This window comes from Streptomyces sp. NPDC032126 (assembly GCF_055580085.1).
The window spans coordinates 555,155-573,241 of record NZ_JBVIMA010000005.1; the positions used below are offsets into that span (position 1 = coordinate 555,155).

An 18,087-nucleotide genomic window follows, 5' to 3' on the forward strand; every position below is an offset into this window, starting at 1 on the left:
ATGGACAGCATCCCCGCCAACCGGCGGCTCTGGAACCAGATCAGTGGCGCCTACCAGCACAGGCACGACCCGCACATCGGCGCCGCACCCCGCCTGTGGGGCATGTACTCCATCCCCGACGCGCACCTGCACGCCCTGGGCGACGTCGCCGGCAGGCGCGTCCTCGAACTCGGCTGCGGGGCCGGCCAGTGGTCCAGGGCGCTCGCCGCCGAGGGCGCCACCGTGGTCGGGATCGACCTGTCCGAAGCCCAACTCGCCGCAGCGGCCCGCGCGATGGGAACGGCCCGCTACCCACTGGTGCAAGGCGCCGCCGAACAACTCCCCTTCGCCGCCGGCAGCTTCGACCTGGTGTTCTGCGACTTCGGCGGGCTCAGCTGGGCGCCCCCGCACCTGGCCGTCCCGGAGGCCGCCCGCGTCTTGAGCCGGGGCGGGCGCCTGGTCTTCAACGTCGCCAGCCCCTGGTTCGAGGCCTGCTACGACGAAGCGGCCCGCCGCGTGACCACGACGCTGCAGAAGGACTACTTCGGGCTGAACGCCATCGCCGAAGACGACGGCGCGATCAGCTATCAGCTCACCTACGGCGAGTGGGTCAGGGTCCTGCGCGGCGCGGGCCTCGTCATCGACGACCTCATCGAGCCGCGGCCCGAACCCGGAACCCCCAACGGCTACAACGAAACCGACCCACCGGACTGGGCACACCGCTGGCCGGCGGAACTGCTCTGGGTGACCCACAAAGCGTAGGTCCCACCGCGCACCCGGCATGGTGGCTGCACGCATAGCCACGCCCCGAACTATGGTGGCCCACCACATGTGCCCCTGACCTGGCTGTTTCTACGGTGTGCCGACACGTACCCGTCCCCACCGCACACGAGGAAGTGGCGCACATGGCCTCCGCAGCAACCGCTCCCCCAACGCCCGCCAGTCTCCAGCGCATCGTCGCCGCCAGCCTCATCGGCACGACCATCGAGTGGTACGACTTCTTCCTCTACGGCTCCGCCGCCGCACTCGTGTTCAACAAGCTGTTCTTCCCCGACTCCGACCCGCTCGTCGGCACGCTGCTCTCCTTCCTGACGTACGCCGTCGGATTCGCGGCCCGCCCCATCGGCGCGATGGTCTTCGGGCACTACGGAGACCGGCTCGGCCGGAAGAAGCTGCTGGTGCTGAGCCTGCTGCTGATGGGCGGGGCGACCTTCGCGATCGGGCTGCTGCCGACGCACGCCACCGTCGGCTCCGCCGCCCCCGTGCTGCTTACGCTGCTGCGGCTCGTGCAGGGCTTCGCGCTCGGCGGCGAGTGGGGCGGGGCCGTCCTGCTGGTGTCCGAGCACGGGGACGCGCGCCGGCGCGGATTCTGGGCCTCCTGGCCGCAGACCGGCGCTCCGGCGGGTCAGCTGCTGGCCACCGGTGTGCTGTCGCTGCTCACCGCCGTGCTCTCGGACCACTCGTTCGACACCTGGGGCTGGCGGGTGCCGTTCCTGCTCTCCGGGGTGCTGGTGATGGTCGGTCTGTGGATTCGTCTGTCCGTCGATGAATCGCCCGTGTTCCAGCAGGCGTTGCGCGCCGCGGAGGCCCGCAAGGCGGCCGACGCCGACGCCGTCGAGAAGCTGCCGATCGTCGCCGTGCTGCGCCACCACTGGCGGGACGTCCTCGTCGCGATGGGCGCGCGCATGGCGGAGAACATCTCCTACTACGTCATCACCGCGTTCATCCTCGTCTACGCCACCACGGCGGCCGACGTCTCCAAGCAGACCGCGCTCAACGCGGTGCTCATCGCCTCGGCCGTGCACTTCGCGGTCATCCCCGCCTGGGGCGCCCTGTCGGACCGGGTGGGTCGGCGGCCCGTCTATCTCGTCGGCGCGGCCGGGGTCGGGCTGTGGATGTTCCCCTTCTTCGCGCTCATCGACACCGGCAGCTTCGGCAATCTCGTCCTCGCCGTGACCGTCGGCCTGGTCCTGCACGGGGCGATGTACGCGCCGCAGGCCGCCTTCTTCTCCGAGATGTTCGGCACGCGGATGCGCTACTCCGGCGCGTCCATGGGCGCCCAGTTCGCCTCGGTCGCCGCCGGCGCGCCCGCCCCGCTGATCGCCACCGCCCTGCTGGACGACTACGACAGCTCCACACCGATCGCCCTCTACGTCATCGCCGCCGCGCTGCTCACCCTCCTGGCCGTCGGTCTGGCGAAGGAGACCCGGCACCGCGACCTCGCCGCCATCGAGCCCTCGGCGGACGCCGCCCCCACGCCGGCCCCGGCCGGAGCGGACGCGCACACCGTCTGACACCCCGCCACCGCGACCCCGTACGCCTCGCGCGTACGGGGTCAGTGCCGTGCCGGAGCCGCCAACCGGTGCAGACGCAGGGCGAGTTGGATCTCCAGGGCGCGGGCCGGGCTGTGCCAGTCGTCGCCGAGGAGGCGGCCGATCCGCTCCAGTCGCTGGGCGACGGTGTTGACGTGGACGTGCAGTTCGTCCTTGGTGCGGGCCGGGCTCATGCCGCAGGCGAAATAGGCGTCGAGGGTGCGCAGCAGGTCGGTGCCGCGTCGTTCGTCGTAGGTGACGACCTGGCCGATGGTCCGGTCGACGAAGCCCGCGACGTCCCGGTCGCCGGCCAGCAGCAGCCCGAGGAACCCGAAGTCCTCCGCCGCCGCGCCGTCCCCGGAGCGGCCGAGCAGGCGTAGCGCGTCGAGGCAGCGGCGGCCCTCCTCGTACGCGGCGACCACCGCCTCCGGTCTCGCGGCGGGCCGGTCGACGGGGGCCGACGCCCCGACGGTGACCGGCTCGTGGACGGCGGTGCCCAGGTCGCGGGCGGTGCGGCGGGCGAGGCCGGTGGCGGTGTCGCCGCGGCCGAGGGGCAGCAACAGGACCGTGCCGCCGTCCCGCGCGGCGGCCAGCCCGTGCCGGGTCGCGGCGAGGTGGAAGGCGGCGGCCCACAGCCGGCGGCGGGTCTCCGCCTCCTGGTCGGCGTCGGCGGCGGTGGCGTCGAGACGGGCGGCCAGCACGACGTGCGTGGCGTCGAGGTCGGCGTGCAGCCGGGCGGCGCGCTCGCGCAGCAGGCGGGGGTCGCGGTCGCGGGCGTCGAGGAGGTCGTCCAGGAGTTCGCCGCGCACGCGCTGTTCGGCCTCGGCGGCGGAGCGGCGGGCCAGCAGGAGCAGCGAGGTGACCATGGCGGCCCGCTCCAGGGTGCGCTGGTCGACCGGATCGAGGCCGGGGTGGCCGCGCAGCACCAGGGCGCCGAGCAGTTCGCCGCCGGCGGCGACCGCGGCGATCCAGTCGTCCTCGTGGCGCACGGCGTGGCCCTCGGCGCGGGATGCCTCCAGGGCGTCGGCCGGTACGGTGGCCGCCTCGGTGAACTCGACGGTGCCGTCGAGGACTTCGGCGACGGCCGCGGCCACGTCGTGCACCCCGCCGCCGCGCAGGACGAGTTCCGCGAGCCGGTCGTGGACGTCGGAGGCGCGCTCGATGACGCCGCTGCGGTCCTTGATGATCTCGTTGGCGCGCTCCAGGTCGGCGAGGGCGGAGCGGGTCTCGGTGAGCAGGTTGGCGGTGTCGATGGCGGCCGCGGCGAGTGCGGCGAAGGAGCCGAGCAGCGCGATCTGCTCCCGCTCGAACACCCGGGCGCGCCGGTCGGCGGCGAACAGCACCCCGATCACGCTCGGCCCGAGCATCAGGGGGACGCCGAGGATCGCGACCAGGCCCTCGTCGCGCACGCCGGCGTCGATCGCGGCGGTGTGGCGGAAGCGGTCGTCGCTGAAGTAGTCGTCGGTGACGTACGGGCTGGCCGTCTGGGCGACGAGGCCACCGAGCCCCTCCCCCATGCCGAGGCGCAGCTGCTGGAAGCGGGCGGCGACGGAGCCCTCGGTCACGCGCATGTACGTGTCGCCGCGCGCCGGGTCGTTCAGGCTGAGGTAGGCGACGTCGGTGCCCAGCAGGGAACGGGCGCGCTGCACGATCGCCTGGAGGACGGCGTCGACGTCCCGCAGGCCCGCGAGGTCGTGGGCGGTCTCGAAGAGCGCCGACAGCTCGGCCTCCCGCCGGCGCCGGCCCTCCAGCTCGGCACGCACGCGCAGCGCGAGTAGCTTGGCGTGTTCCAGCGCGGCGATCCGCTCGGGGGCGAGGCCCTCGGCGCGGGCGCGCAGCACCGGCTGCTCGTAGGCGTCGGGGGCCGCGCCGCGGGCCAGCAGCTCCAGGAACGGCGCCTCGGTACCGCCGGGGAGCGCCGCACCGTCGTCGGTGGGGCGCTCGGCGGACTGCACGTGATCGCGGGGCATGCTCACAGGATCACCCATGACCGGGCCGTCCCGTCAGCCCTGTGGAAAACTCCGGATCGCATGGTGTGCGGCGGCTCAGTGGGCGGTCCAGCCGCCGTCGAGGACGAGCGAGGTGCCGGTCACGAAGGAGGCGTGGGGGCCGCACAGATAGGCCACGGCCTCGGCGACCTCCTCCGGTGTGATGAGCCGCTTGACGGCGCTGTCCTGGAGCAGCACCTCGGTCAGGACGCGCTCTTCGGGAATGCCGTGCGCCCGGGCCTGGTCGGCGAGCTGCTTCTCGACCAGGGGCGTGCGGACGTAGCCGGGGTTCACGCAGTTGGAGGTGACGCCGTGGGGGGCACCTTCGAGGGCGGCGGTCTTGGACAGGCCCTCCAGTCCGTGTTTGGCGGCGACGTAGGCCGCCTTGTAGGCGGAGGCGCGCAGCCCGTGGACGGAGGAGATGTTGACGATCCGGCCCCAGCCCTGCCCGTACATGTGGGGCAGGGCGCCGCGGATGAGCCGGAACGGGGCCTCCAGCATCACGGTGAGGACCGTGTGGAAGACGTCCGGCGGGAACTCCTCGATGGGGCGGACCAGTTGCAGTCCGGCGTTGTTGACCAGGACGTCGGTGCCGGCGGCGGAGAGTTCGGCGGCGTCCAGGTCCGTCAGGTCCAGGACACGGGGTTCGACGGTGCCCGGCAGGCCGGTGGCGGCGTCGACGAGCGCGTCCAGTCCCGCGGCGTCGCGGTCGACCGCTCTGACCTTGGCCCCGGCGGCCGCGAGCCGGAGCGCGCAGGCGCGGCCGATGCCGCCGGCGGCGCCGGTGACGAGCGCGGTGCGGCCGCCGAGGTCGAGCGGGGAGGCAGGGGGACCCGGAAGGGGGCGGGGCGCGGTCATGGATCGACCCTAGGCAGCCCACTCCCCCTCTCCCATGTGGTCACCACCCATACTTCAGCCGGAGGTCATAGGGTCGAACCATGTCGGTGCGTCGGACAGGGCCTGCTTGATCCGGAACACGCCGAACTCGTTGAGGTCCGGCAGCGCGTCCACCTCGAACCAGCCCACCTCCAGCGACTCGTCGTCGTTGACGCGGGCCTCGCCGCCGACGGCCCGGCAGCGGAAGGTGATGTCCATGTACTGGCAGACGTCGCCGTTGTCGTAGGCGACGGGGTCCAGGGCCTGCACCAGCACCACCCGTTCGACGACGCACTCCACGGCCGTCTCCTCCAGGACCTCCCGGACCGCACAGACCGCCGGCTGCTCGCCCGGTTCCGGGATGCCGCCGATCACCGACCACTTGCGGGTGTCGGAGCGGCGGCCCAGGAGCACTCTGCCCTCGTCGTCGAAGACGATGGCGGTGACTCCGGGGAGCCAGAGCAACTGGTGGCCGGCTGAGGCCCTGAGGGTGCGGATGAACTCTGGAGTTGCCATGGACCGACCCTAGTGGGCCGGTCCCCTCCCGCCGGGCCGACGTCGCAGGTGTACGACGGGCGTACGGCTACACGTCACCGGCGCGCCGCCCGCGCACGGCCGCGCCGATCGCCCAGCCCAGGCCGCCCGCGGCGACGAGCAGCAGGGCGATCTCGGGCAGGATGCCGAGGCGGGTGGCGGGGGTCTCGGTGGAGCGCAGCGGGATCTTCTGGACCAGGTGGTCGGCGACGAACATGCCGGTCTTCTGGGTGATCTTCCCGTCGGGCATGATGATCGCGCTGACGCCGCTGGTGACCGGCACGGTGACGGTCCGGCTGTGCTCGACGGCGCGAACGCGGGACATGGCGAGCTGCTGGTAGGTCATCTCGCTGCGGTCGAAGGTGGCGTTGTTGCTGGGCACGGAGATCAGCTGGGCGCCGTGGGTGACGGTGTCGCGCACGGCCCAGTCGAAGGCGGCCTCGTAGCAGGTGGCGAGCCCGATCTTGGTGTCGTCGACGGCGAACACGCCCGGCTTGGTGCCGCGGCTGAAGTCCTGGCGGACCATCGAGGTCCAGTTCTTGTTGATCGCCCCGACGAGGGAGCGCATCGGGAGGTACTCGCCGAAGGGCTGGATCTGCCGCTTGTCGTAGGTCTGGGTGGCGCCCTTGGCCGGGTCCCACAGGATCTGCTCGTTGTACAGCTTGCCGTCGCGCTCGACGACTCCGCCGACGGAGACCGGCGCGCCGACCGCCTTGGCGGCGTGGTCGATGACGTCGGCCGCGTCGTCGTTGGCGAAGGGGTCGATGTCGGAGGAGTTCTCCGGCCACAGCACGAAGTCGGGCCGCGGTACCTTGCCCGCCTTCACCTCGGCGGCCAGGCGCTCGGTCTCGCGCGCGTGGTAGTCGAGCACGGCGCGCCGCTGGGCGTTGAAGTCCAGGCCGAGCCGCGGCACGTTGCCCTGGATGACGGCGACGGTGGCGTAGCCGTCCTCGGCCTTGTCGCTCACCAGCGGACGGGCGGCCACGGCGGCGGCCACGGGCACGGCCACGCTCAGCAGGGCCACGGCGGCCGCGGACCGGCGCACCTCGCGCGCGTGGCGCTTGTCCAGGACCAGGTGGACGACCTCGTAGAGGCCGAAGCCGCACAGGACCACCGCGAAGCCGAGCACGGGCGTGCCGCCCACCGCCGCGAGCGGCAGGAAGACGCCGTCGGCCTGACCGAACGCGATCTTGCCCCACGGGAAGCCGCGGACGGGGAAACGCGCGCGTGCCGCCTCTCCGGCGATCCACAGCGCGGCCGCCCACACCGGCCAGGCCGGCAGCTTCGACACGGTGGCGACGCCCGCGCCGACCAGGCCGACGAAGAGCGCCTCGACGACCACCAGGGCGAGCCAGGGGCCGGGACCGACCTCGACGCCGGTCCACACCAGCAGCGGCAGCAGGAAGCCCAGGCCGAAGACGTAGCCGAGGCCGAATCCCGCCTTCCAACCGCGTCCGCGCAGCACCCAGCCGAAGACGGCGAAGGCGGGCAGCGCCAGCCACCACAGGGTGCGCGGCGGGAAGCTGACGTAGAGGAGCACTCCGGAGAGCGCCGCGGTGGCGGCCGGGACCAGGCGCTGGAGCCGGGCGCCGCGCGCCACGCGCGCGTTCCGCGGTTCCCGCTGGTCAGAGGACTCGCCCAGGGGCGTTGCGGTGACGGTCACTCCGGGAGTGTACGGCGGGTGGGCGCGCCATCGACAGGACCGTCCGATCACCGGATCCTCACCCTCCGCTCTCGATGCCCGCGCTTCCCTCACATCCTGGTCCAACTCATCCACAAACCGCCCATCAGCCGTTACGGTGTGCCCGAGCCCTTGTCGTACGGCCGTTCTCAGCCGGGCGGCGGGGTCCGAGGCAGGTCGGGGGGCGACCGGTGCAGGGGGACGGGTGGGGTCCACGGGGACGGCGTCCGCGCTCGACGCGGACGGAGAGAGACGAAACGTTTCTGACGCGCTCGGCGTGACGGTCCTCGGGGCCTGCGCCGCCTGGCCACTGATCACCTCGGCCGTGCACGGTGGCCGCCCTGAGGGCGTGCTGCTCGCGGTGCTGGCGGTCGCGGCCGGTTACGCGGCCGGACGGATCTTCGGCGTGCTGCTGCCGGTGGCCGCGCCCTGTGCGGCGGCGCTGGCCGGGCTAGTCCTGCCGGTGGCCATGCCCCGGCTCGCGCCCGGACCGCAGATCGGCGCGCCCCTCGGCCATGCCGGGGCGACGGCCGCCGTCCTGGCGCTGGCGGCCGGGGCCGCGTGCTGCGCCGCCTGGGCCACCACCGCACCGGCCCTGCGGCTCGCCCTGCACTCCCTGGCCGGCGCGGCCGGTGTGACGGGGGCGCTGCTGGGCTCGACCACCGCGCTGGTCGCCTGCGCCGCCGTGCTGCTGGCCTCCCTCGCCGCGGGCCGGATGCGCCACCGGACGCTCGGCGTCATCGGGCTGACGCTGGTCGCGGCGGCGGTGACGGGTCTGACCTGGGCGGTCGCCGGTGGCGTGCTGCCCGGCGGGCTCGGCGAGTGGCTCACGGAGCAGTTGACGCCCCATCGCGTCGACCTGTGGCGCGACGCGGCGCACCTGGCGCGTCGGCAGGCAGCCGTGGGCGTGGGGCCGGGGCGCTTCGGAGAACTGAGCGCGACGGCCGCCGACACCACGCTGTCGGACGGCAAGCCGCACTCGGCACCCCTTCAGGCGGCCGCCGAGCAGGGGATCGTGGGTGTCGCGCTGCTGGCGGCGGCCTTCTGCTGGATGCTGTTCGCCCTGTGGCGCTCGCCGCGCGCGACACCGATCGTGCTCACCGCGGGCGCGGCCCTGACGGCGGTGGCGGCGATCGCGGCCGTCGGCAACGCGCTGAGCTTCACCACCGTGTCGGTCGGCGCGGGCCTGCTGGCGGGACTGGCCACCGCCCGCCCACTGACGGAGCCGCCCCCGGTGCCGGAGGAGACGATCGCGCGCCGGGGAAGAGGGGTGCCGCAGGGGCCGACGGTATGAGAGCCATCGCCTCCCGACGGCTCGCTACGCGCGTGCCCGGCGTGGTGGGGCACCGGCGGCTCGGGGTCGGTGCGCGGCGACCCGTGTGACGGGGCACCGGCGACTCGGAGTCAGTGCGCCGCGAACGGCGTGGGGGGCACCCGGCGGCTCCGGGTCAATGTGTGGCGACCGGTGTGACGGGGCACCGGAGGCTCCGGGTCAATGCGCGGCGACCGGTGTGAGGGGACACCGGCGGCTCCGGGTCAATGCCCGGCGACCGGTGTGACGGGGCGCCAACGGGGCGGAGTCAGCGCGCCGCGACCGGCGGGGCGGCGCACCGGCGGTTCCGGGTCAATCCGCGACGGTCAGCGTGACGGGACACCCACGGGGCGGAGTCAGTGCGCCGCGACCGGCGGGGCGGCGGCTCTGGGGCAATCCGCGACGGCCAGCGTGACGGGACACCCACGGGGCGGAATTAGCGCGCCGCGACCGGCGGGGCGGCGCACCGGCGGCTTCGGGTTACGCGGCGCCCGGGGTGGTGGGTGTGGTCGGGCGGAGGCGGTCTCTGATGGCCCTGACGGCGGCTTCCGCGTTGTCCACCGTGATCGTGAACGTGTGGCCGTCCCACAGCCGCAGCACCACGCCCTCGCCGCGCCGGACGACGACGGCGGTGCCCTGTTCCGGGCGCCAGCGGTAGCCCCAGCCGCCCCAGTGGCGTGGCGTGACATGCGGGTCGAAGTCGGCGTCGGCGACATGTGCCAGCGGGATCCGGCGGCGCGGCAGCCCCATGTGCCCGCAGCGCACCTCCAGCGACTCCTTGGTGAGCCGCAGGTCGACGTGCACGAAGGCGAGGGTGCCGAAGAGGACGAGCAGCCCGGCGGCGATGCAGCCGACGACGGCCATCACGAGGGCGGCGCTCCCGGACGTCCACGCGGAGTCCACGGCGAGTTCGATGCCCAGGGCCAGGAAGGCGGCCCCGGCGAGGGCCAGCAGCCACTGGAACCGGTTGGTGGCTCGACCGGTCCAGACATCGGAGTAGGGGGGTTGCTCGCCGCGGGGGTGCTCCCTCATGCCTATGAGGTTACTCAGGATTCGGTGCGCGCGTACCGCGTCGCGGAGAGTCACCGTGCCGTGTGGGGGCGGGGTTCCGGCCCGTCCGTGCGCTCGCTCCCGGTTACGAGGCGGGACTCACCGTCCGCAGCAGCCGCCCCTCGGCGTAGGCCAGGGCGGGCGCGGGAAGGGCTCCCTCGCGGCCGCTGAGGAGGACCGTCACGGTGCCGGACGCGGGCGCCTCGGGGGCCGGCTGGGCGCCGATGCGGCGCAGCGCCTGCGCGGCCACCGCACCGGCCGAGCCGTGCAGCACCAGCGGCGGCATGCCGGGCCGGTGCACGGCGGCGCGGATGCGGTCGGCGACGAGTTCGTAGTGGGTGCAGCCGAGGACGACGGTGGTCACGTCGTCGGGGGTCAGCGCGGCGGCCGCGGCTACGGCGGCGTCGATGGCCGCCTGGTCCGCGTGCTCCACCGCCTCCGCGAGCCCCCAGCAGGGCACCTCGGTGACGGTGACGCCGTCGGCGAAGTCCTCGATGAGGCCGCGCTGGTACGGGCTGCCGGTGGTGGCGGGGGTGGCCCAGATGGCGACGGGGCCGCCGCCGGCCGCCGCAGGCTTGATCGCGGGGACGGTGCCGATGACCGGGATGCCCGGCTCCAGGCGGGCGCGCAGGGCGGGCAGCGCGTGCACCGTGGCGGTGTTGCAGCCGACGATGAGGGCCTCGGGCCGCCGCGCGGCGGCCGCCTCGGCGACGGCGACGGCACGCTCGGTGAGGTCCTGCGGGGTACGCGGTCCCCAGGGCATGCCGTCGGGGTCGAGGGAGAGGACCAGATCGGCGTCGGGTCGCAGGCGCCGTACCGCGGCGGTGGCCGCCAGCAGCCCGATTCCGGAGTCCATGAGCGCGATCTTCACCCGGCCACGATAGACGATGGGCGCCTGCGGACCGGCCGGGTGGGGCAGACTGCGCGCGTGAGCGCCTTCGTGTGGATCGCCGCCGTGTCCCTCGCCGCCTGGCTGTGGCTGCTGCTCTGCCAGGGCTTCTTCTGGCGCACGGACGTCCGGCTCCCCCCGCGCGCGGAGCCGCCGGGGACGTGGCCACGGGTGTGCGTGGTCGTCCCCGCGCGCGACGAGGCGGCGGTGCTGCCCGCGAGCCTGCCGTCGCTGCTGGCGCAGGACTATCCCGGGCCGGCGGAGATCTTCCTCGTCGACGACGGCAGCTCCGACGGCACCGGCGAGCTCGCCCGCGCGCTGGCGGACCGGCACGGCGGTCTGCCGCTGACCGTGGACTCGCCGGGCGAGCCGCCGGACGGCTGGACCGGCAAGCTGTGGGCGGTGCGCCACGGCATCGCACTGGCACGCGCGCGTGAGCCGGAGTACCTGCTGCTCACGGACGCGGACATCGCGCACGCGCCGGACAGTCTGCGCGCGCTGGTCGCGGCCGCGCGCGGGGGCGGCTACGACGTCGTCTCGCAGATGGCGCGGCTGCGGGTGGAGAGCCTGTGGGAGCGGCTGGTCGTGCCGGCCTTCGTCTACTTCTTCGCGCAGCTGTACCCGTTCCGGCGGATCGGCCGCAGGGGCGGACGCACGGCGGCCGCGGCGGGCGGCTGTGTCCTGATCCGCGCCGAGGCCGCCGAGCGGGCCCGGATCCCGGACGCCATCCGGCACGCCGTCATCGACGACGTGGCGCTCGCCCGGGCCGTGAAGGGCGGCGGCGGCCACATCTGGCTGGGCCTGGCCGAGGGCGTGGACAGCGTGCGCCCGTACCCCCGGCTGCACGACCTGTGGCGCATGGTGTCGCGCAGCGCCTACGCCCAGCTGCGGCACCAGCCGCTCCTGCTGGCCGGTACGGTCCTGGGCCTCGCCCTGGTGTACCTGGTGCCGCCGCTCGCCCTGGTCGCCGGGGCCGCCCTCGGCGACCCGGCCACGACGGTGCTCGGCGCTCTGGCGTGGCTGGTGATGACGGGGACGTACGTGCCGATGCTCCGCTACTACCGCCAGCCGCTGTGGCTCGCCCCGCTGCTGCCGTTCACCGCGTTCCTCTATCTCCTGATGACGGTCGACTCCGCGGTGCAGCACTACCGCGGGCGGGGCGCGGCCTGGAAGGGCCGCACCTACGCGCGTCCGGACGCGGTGACCGACGAGGGCTGACGCTATTTGCGGCCGGGGGTCCAGTTCATGCCCCACCCGTAGGCGTAGTCGACGGTCCGCTGGGGGCTGACCCCACGCTCGGGCACCAGGTAGCGGGCCTCGCGCTGGACGACCAGGTCGCCGCCCTGGTTGGTGATCAGGGCGAGCGCGCACACGGTCGACGGGACGGTGCACTCGTCCAGCGAGAAGTCGATCGCCGCGCCGTGCTGCGGCTGGAGGGTGACGGTGGCGTGCAGGTCGGCGAAGGAGCGCGCGCCCTCGTAGATGGTGACGAAGACGAGGATGCGGCGGAAGTCGGCGCGGTGGTCCAGATTGATCGTGAGGTTCTCGCCGGCGGCCACGGCGCCGGTGCGGTCGTCGCCGTCGAGGTGGATGTACGGCGGTTGGTGCAGCGCCCCGAAGGCGTTGCCGAGTGCCTGTACGACGCCCTTGCGGCCGTCGGCCAGCTCGAACAGGGCGCACAGGTCGAGGTCGAGGTCGTTGTGGAGCGCGACCGCCCGGCCCCGCTTGCTGCCCCACCCCGAGAACTGCTTGCGCACCTCCCAGTTGAGGTTCACGCGCATGGCGCCGGAGGTTGCTCCCTGCTTGGCCAGGGACACCGAGGGGGCGGCCTTGGTGAGCGTGACCTTGGTGAGTCGGACGGGGGTGGCGGGCGGCGCGGGCGGAGGCGGGGGCGGCGGGGCGCCGAAGGTCGGCGGCGGCACGGTGACGGGGGGCGCGGGATACGGGGCGGGCGGGGGCGGGGGCGGCGGAGTCATCGCGGTGGGCCGGGGCGGGGTCACAGGGGTCGGCGGGGGTGGCGGGGCCGATGCGGCGTGCTGGGGTTCGTCGACCGTGATGCCGAAGTCGGTGGCGAGCCCTTCGAGTCCGCTGTCGTAGCCCTGGCCGACAGCCCGGAACTTCCACGCGCCCTGGCGCCGGTAGAACTCGCCGAGCACGAACGCGGTCTCGACACTCGCCCCGGTGCTGTCGAACCGGGCGACCACGCCGCCCTGGGCCGCGTCGCGCACCTCGATGTACAGGTCGGGCACCTGGCCGAAGGTCCCGCCGTCGACCGAGGCGGCCAGCACGACGGTCTCGATCGTGCCCTCCACGCGCGCGAGGTCGACGAGCAGGGTGTCGGTCACCCGGCCGCCGGCGTCGCGCTTGCCCTCGTGGCGGACCGCGCCGGAGGAGTGCGTCGGCTGGTTGTAGAAGACGAAGTCCGCGTCGGATCGGACCTTGCGGCCGGCCAGCAGCAGCGCCGACGCGTCGGCGTCGGGCACGCCGGGTCCGGACCGCCAGCCCACTTCCACGCGCAGGGCCGTGGTCGGCACCGGCGTGTTCGACCCCTTCGACATGGACATGTCCGCCCCCTCACCTGTCGGGTTGTTACGCACTCAACCTAGGGGGCAGGAGCACCGAACACCCATCAGCGGTGCGAGAACACGCACGGTGGACCGCCGGTAACCCGCCCAGAACTCGGCCTTTACACGATTTCAACCCGGCGCGCCGCCCCTTTTTCCCGGGTTCGCTCGCATTGGGGATCCCGAGCCCCAGCCGACACGGAAAACAACCCTCTTATCGGTCTCCCCAACCAGCACATCGTGGGCTTAACTTATGTGCCATGACCTCCCCCCGCTCCACCTATGGCGGCGGCTATTACTCCTCCGCCTCCTTCCCGGACACCCCGATCTACGACTCGCTCGTGGCCGAGCGGGGCACCCCGCAGATCGCCCCGATCCGGGTCCCCGCCGCGTACGACACGGGCAGCAGTCTGCCCGCGCTCCCCTCGGCGCTGCCCGCCCTCCCGGCGGCCCCCTCCCAGCCCTCCTACGGTTACCCGCAGGCGCAGCAGCCCGCTCCGCTGCAACACGCGCCGGCGGCGTACATCCCGCAGCAGGCCACCGCGCCACGCGGCTATCCGGGCCCGCAGGCCCAGCCGCAGCCGCAGCGCCCGATGGCGCCCGGCATGGGCTACGAGGCGATGCGCCCCGCGGCCCCGCGACCCGGCCCCGCGGCCTACCAGGACCCCTACAACAATCAGCAGTACCGCGGTTACTGAGCCTCTGATCGCGCGTTGTCGGTGCCGCCTGGCACGATGACGTCATGACTGAGGCGCGGTTGCTGTCGATTCACGTTCATCCGGTCAAGGCGTTCCGGGGGGTGGCACCCCTGGAGGCCGCGGTGGAGCCCTGGGGCCTGGCCGGAGACCGGCGTTGGGCCCTGATCGACGACGGGGGAAAGGTCGTCACCCAACGCCGGCATCCCCGCATCGCCCTTGCCGCCGCCGAGCCTCTGCCCGGCGGCGGTATACGGCTGTCCGCACCCGGAGCGGCGCCGCTGGACGTGGCGGTGCCGGAGCCCGTCGGCACGGTGGTGGCGGAGGTCTTCAGCGACAAGGTGGACGCGGTCCTCGCCGATGCCGCCGCCCATGCCTGGTGCAGCGCCCATCTCGGGGACGACGTGCGCCTGGTGCACATGGACGACCCCGCGACGCGCCGTCCCGTGGACCCCGAGTTCGCGCTGCCCGGCGAGACCGTCTCCTTCGCCGACGGCTATCCCCTGCTGGTCACCACCACCGCCTCCCTCGACGCCCTCAACTCCCTGATCGCGACCGGCGACCACGCGACGGAGGGCCCCCTGCCCATGAACCGCTTCCGGCCGAACGTGGTAGTGGACGGCACCGAGGCGTGGGCCGAGGACACCTGGTCGCGGGTGACGATCGGCGACGTCCCCTTCCGGGTCGCCAAGCCGTGCGGGCGATGCCTGGTGACCACGACCGACCAGGCGACCGCCCAGCGGGGCGCGGAACCCCTGCGCACGCTGGGACGGCACCGCCGCATCGGTGGCAAGCTGGTCTTCGGGCAGAACCTGGTCCCGCTGTCGCGCGGGACGATCCGGGTCGGCGACCCGGTCCAGATCGTCGGCTGACCGGAAGTCGCCGTCGTGCCTCATGGCGGGAAGCGCGGCGGGGAACCCTCCCACCACCTCTGCTCGTTGGCCTCTCATGAAGCGTTCATGAGAGGGCACGGGAGCGGGAAGGGGGTGCGGGACACGTGCGGGCGATCGGCGGTCTCTGGCGGTGGCGGCACAATCCGCTGCGCCGTACGACGGACCTGGTCGAGGCATGGGTCGCGCTGACGGCCCTGCTGCTGATCCTCCTTCTCGCACCGCTCGTCGGCTGTCTCGTCGGCGGCGCGGCGCAGGGCGCCCTCCAGGAATCGGTGCGCGACCAGCGCGCGGCACGCCATGAGGTGACCGCCACGGTCGTGCGCAAGGCCAAGGTGTCCCCGTTCGACTCGGATCCCGAGACCGGTTCCGGGCGCAGCACCCACAGCCGGGTCCTCGCCCGGTGGTCCGCCCCGGACGGCTCCGCGCGCAGCGGCACCGTGCTGGCGGACCTCTCCACCCCGCACCCCGGCGACCACTTCCTGATATGGACCGACCCGCGCGGTCATGTGGCGGCCCGCCCGCTCGACTCCACGACGGCCACCACCCACGCCGTCCTCGCCGGGATCGGTGCGGCGCTCCTGACCGCGGGGACGGTCGAGGCGGCCCGGCGCGTCGTCGTATGGCGCATGGTCCGCCGCCGGTACGCGCGTTGGGACCAGGCATGGGACCGGGCGGGCCCGGACTGGGGCCGGACCGGCACCGGCAGCTGACCGCCTTCCGCCTCTGGTCAACCCACCGCCCGCGCGCACGCTACGGTGGACCGGCCGAGCTTCATCGGCATCGACCTGCGTGCGCGTCAGCCGTAGGGGTGCGCCCCGAAGGCGAACGAGCCGACATGTACGACGAGGTGGGGGCACAGCAGCGCCATGGCACAGGGCACGGTCCAGGTGACGCACACCGGCACATCGCGGTGGCGTCGCCGCACGGGTGAGTACGCATCGCTCGCCGCCGCCCTGGAGGCCGCGGCGGACGGCGACGTCCTCACCATCGCTCCCGGAACCTACCGGGAGAACCTCGTGGTGCAGCGGGCGGTGACCCTGCGCGGCCCCGAGGGCTCCCCCGGCTCCGTGCGCATCGCGCCCGTGGACGGCGTGCCGTTGACCGTGCGGGCCTCGGCCGTCGTCCAGGACCTGCACATCGAGGGGCAGGACGCGGCCGCGCCCGCGCTGCTCGTCGAGGAGGGCACGCCCGAACTGCTGGACCTGCGGATCGTCACCCGCTCCGCGGCCGGTGTGGAGGTGCGCGGCAGCGCGCGGCCGACGGTGCGGCGGTGCACGGTCGACAACCCGGCGGGCATCGGCATCGCCGTGGTCGACGGCGGCGGCGGGGTGTTCGAGGAGTGCGAGGTCGTCGCGGCCGGGCAGTCCGGGGTCGCGGTGCGCGGGGGCGCCCACCCCCGGCTGGAGCGCTGCCGGGTGCACCACGCCTCCGGCACGGGGCTGAGCGCGACCGGGGAGAACTCCGCGCTGGAAGCCGTGGGGTGCGAGGTCTACGAGGTGCGGGGCAGCGGGGTGCAGGTGACCGGCCGGGCCGCCGCCCATCTCACCGACTGCGATGTGCACCGCACCGACTCCGACGGCGTCACCCTCGACACGGACGCGGTGCTCACGCTGGCCGACTGCCGGATCCACGACATCCCGGAGAACGCGATCGACCTGCGCTCGCGTTCGGTGCTGACGCTGACGCGGACGACGGTGCGTCAGTTCGGGCGCAACGGCCTGTCGGTGTGGGACCCGGGCACGCGCGTGGACGCCAACCAGTGCGAGATCTTCGACAGCACCGGCGACTATCCGGCCGTCTGGGTCAGCGACGGCGCGACGGCCGTGCTGGACTCCTGCCGGGTGCACGACGTCCCGGACGCGCTGTTCGTCCTGGACCGCGGCTCGCGCGCCGACGTCGTCGACAGCGACCTGTCGCAGGTGCGCAACACGGCCGTGTCGGTGAGCGACGGGGCGACCGCCCAGCTCGACGACTGCCGCATCCGAGGCGCGGCGACGGGCGCGTGGTTCCGCGACCACGGCAGCGGCGGCACCCTCAACAACTGCACCATGTCGGGCACCCAGACCGGCGTGATCGTCACCAAGGGCGCCGACCCCACCGTCGAGCGGTGCACGGTGGACTCCCCCGCCGAGGCCGGGTTCTACGTCTCGGCGGGCGGCCGCGGCAGCTTCCTGCACTGCCGGGTGACGGGCAGCGGCGGCTACGGCTTCCATGTGATAGACGGCTGCCGTACGACGCTGAGGCGCTGCCGGACCGAGCGCTGCGCGCGCGGCGGGTACGAGTTCGCGGACGGCGGAGCCGACCCGGCGCCCGGCTCCGGACCGGTGGTCGAGGACTGCACGAGCGACGAGAGCGCGGGCCTGCGGGATCCGGCGCCCGCCGCGCCCGAGACGGCCGTGCAGACGGCGACCGCCTCGCCGGGCCTGCTCGGCGGAGTGCCGGAGCAGCGCGCCCTGGTGCCGGAACCGCGGCCGGCCGAGCCGGAGCAGCCCGCGCGGACCTCGGGGGACGTCCTCGGGGAGCTCGACGCGCTGGTGGGCCTGGAGAGCGTCAAGCGCGAGGTGCGGGCGCTGACGGACATGATCGAGGTCGGCCGGCGTCGGCAGCGGGCCGGCCTGAAGGCCGCCTCCGTCAAGCGGCACCTCGTCTTCACCGGCTCCCCCGGCACCGGCAAGACGACCGTCGCGCGGCTCTACGGCGAGATCCTCGCCGCCCTCGACGTGCTGGAGAAGGGGCATCTGGTCGAGGTGTCCCGCGTCGACCTGGTCGGCGAGCACATCGGCTCCACCGCGATCCGCACCCAGGAGGCGTTCGAACGGGCGCGCGGGGGCGTGCTGTTCATCGACGAGGCGTACGCGCTGTCGCCGGAGGACGCCGGGCGGGACTTCGGCAAAGAGGCCATCGACACGCTGGTGAAGCTGATGGAGGACCACCGCGACGCGGTCGTGGTGATCGTCGCGGGCTACACCGCCGAGATGGAGCGCTTCCTGTCCGTCAACCCGGGGGTGGCGTCCCGCTTCTCCCGCACCATCACCTTCGGTGACTACGGTCCCGAGGAGCTGCTGCGCATCGTGGAGCAGCAGGCGGAGGAGCACGAGTACCGGCTGGCGTCCGGCGCCCCGGAGGCCCTTCTGAAGTACTTCACGGAGCTCCCGAAGGGTCCTGCCTTCGGCAACGGCCGCACCGCGCGCCAGACCTTCGAGGCGATGGTGGAGCGCCACGCGAGCCGGGTCGCCCAGCTGGCCGAGCCGAGCACGGACGACCTCACCCTGCTGTACGCGGAGGACCTGCCGGAACTGCCGTAGGGCGACTTT

General features: G+C 73.8%; 15 protein-coding genes. 8 read left to right on the top strand and 7 right to left on the bottom strand.

The window, feature by feature from the left end; translation table 11 throughout:
* Together ACZ5NW_RS21920 and ACZ5NW_RS21925 are read left to right on the top strand one after the other, a co-directional pair.
* Positions 1–741, top strand: coding sequence for a class I SAM-dependent methyltransferase (locus tag ACZ5NW_RS21920; protein WP_468745544.1), 741 nt, complete (start codon positions 1–3; stop codon positions 739–741).
* 143 nt (positions 742–884) lie between these two features.
* Positions 885–2,273: an MFS transporter gene (locus ACZ5NW_RS21925; protein ID WP_468745545.1), complete on the top strand. Its 1,389-nt coding sequence runs from the start codon at positions 885–887 to the stop codon at positions 2,271–2,273.
* A gap of 41 nt (positions 2,274–2,314) precedes the next feature.
* Here ACZ5NW_RS21925 and ACZ5NW_RS21930 read toward each other — a convergent pair whose 3' ends face one another.
* The 4 genes from ACZ5NW_RS21930 to lnt form a co-directional block, all read right to left on the bottom strand.
* The gene (locus ACZ5NW_RS21930; protein WP_468745546.1) at positions 2,315–4,261 is read right to left on the bottom strand and encodes a helix-turn-helix domain-containing protein; all 1,947 of its coding nucleotides are present in this window, start codon (positions 4,259–4,261) and stop codon (positions 2,315–2,317) included.
* Positions 4,262–4,336: 75 nt separating this feature from the next.
* Positions 4,337–5,137, bottom strand: coding sequence for a 3-hydroxybutyrate dehydrogenase (locus ACZ5NW_RS21935; protein ID WP_468745547.1), 801 nt, complete (start codon positions 5,135–5,137; stop codon positions 4,337–4,339).
* A gap of 54 nt (positions 5,138–5,191) precedes the next feature.
* Positions 5,192–5,671: an NUDIX hydrolase gene (locus ACZ5NW_RS21940; RefSeq protein WP_468745548.1), complete on the bottom strand. Its 480-nt coding sequence runs from the start codon at positions 5,669–5,671 to the stop codon at positions 5,192–5,194.
* A gap of 67 nt (positions 5,672–5,738) precedes the next feature.
* Positions 5,739–7,352, bottom strand: coding sequence for an apolipoprotein N-acyltransferase (gene lnt, locus ACZ5NW_RS21945; RefSeq protein ID WP_468745549.1), 1,614 nt, complete (start codon positions 7,350–7,352; stop codon positions 5,739–5,741).
* A gap of 295 nt (positions 7,353–7,647) precedes the next feature.
* On the opposite strand from lnt, the gene ACZ5NW_RS21950 reads away from it, so the two are divergent.
* On the top strand, positions 7,648–8,664 hold the full coding sequence (locus ACZ5NW_RS21950) for an O-antigen ligase family protein (protein ID WP_468745550.1): 1,017 nt from the start codon (positions 7,648–7,650) through the stop codon (positions 8,662–8,664).
* A 498-nt stretch (positions 8,665–9,162) separates the two neighbouring features.
* On the opposite strand, the gene ACZ5NW_RS21955 is transcribed toward ACZ5NW_RS21950, so the two are convergent.
* Entirely contained in the window at positions 9,163–9,714 is a 552-nt protein-coding gene (locus ACZ5NW_RS21955) for a hypothetical protein (RefSeq protein WP_468745551.1), read from the bottom strand.
* Positions 9,715–9,817: 103 nt separating this feature from the next.
* Complete coding sequence (locus ACZ5NW_RS21960; protein ID WP_468745552.1) at positions 9,818–10,603, bottom strand: glutamate racemase; 786 nt, start codon at positions 10,601–10,603, stop codon at positions 9,818–9,820.
* Between the two features lie 39 nt (positions 10,604–10,642).
* Between ACZ5NW_RS21960 and ACZ5NW_RS21965 the strand changes: the two genes are divergently transcribed.
* Positions 10,643–11,839, top strand: a complete 1,197-nt coding sequence (locus ACZ5NW_RS21965; RefSeq protein ID WP_468745553.1) for a glycosyltransferase — start codon at positions 10,643–10,645, stop codon at positions 11,837–11,839.
* 2 nt (positions 11,840–11,841) lie between these two features.
* Here the strand turns inward: ACZ5NW_RS21965 and ACZ5NW_RS21970 are convergent, their stop codons facing one another.
* Positions 11,842–13,179, bottom strand: coding sequence for a TerD family protein (locus ACZ5NW_RS21970; protein ID WP_468745647.1), 1,338 nt, complete (start codon positions 13,177–13,179; stop codon positions 11,842–11,844).
* Positions 13,180–13,445: 266 nt separating this feature from the next.
* Here ACZ5NW_RS21970 and ACZ5NW_RS21975 point away from each other — a divergent pair, with 266 nt between their 5' ends.
* From ACZ5NW_RS21975 to ACZ5NW_RS21990, 4 genes are all read left to right on the top strand, one after another.
* The gene (locus tag ACZ5NW_RS21975; RefSeq protein ID WP_468745554.1) at positions 13,446–13,883 is read left to right on the top strand and encodes a DUF6643 family protein; all 438 of its coding nucleotides are present in this window, start codon (positions 13,446–13,448) and stop codon (positions 13,881–13,883) included.
* A gap of 44 nt (positions 13,884–13,927) precedes the next feature.
* Complete coding sequence (locus ACZ5NW_RS21980) at positions 13,928–14,752, top strand: MOSC domain-containing protein (RefSeq protein WP_468745555.1); 825 nt, start codon at positions 13,928–13,930, stop codon at positions 14,750–14,752.
* A 125-nt stretch (positions 14,753–14,877) separates the two neighbouring features.
* Positions 14,878–15,483, top strand: coding sequence for an Rv1733c family protein (locus tag ACZ5NW_RS21985; RefSeq protein WP_468745556.1), 606 nt, complete (start codon positions 14,878–14,880; stop codon positions 15,481–15,483).
* Positions 15,484–15,639: 156 nt separating this feature from the next.
* Positions 15,640–18,078: a right-handed parallel beta-helix repeat-containing protein gene (locus ACZ5NW_RS21990; protein ID WP_468745557.1), complete on the top strand. Its 2,439-nt coding sequence runs from the start codon at positions 15,640–15,642 to the stop codon at positions 18,076–18,078.
* Positions 18,079–18,087: the final 9 nt, after the last annotated feature.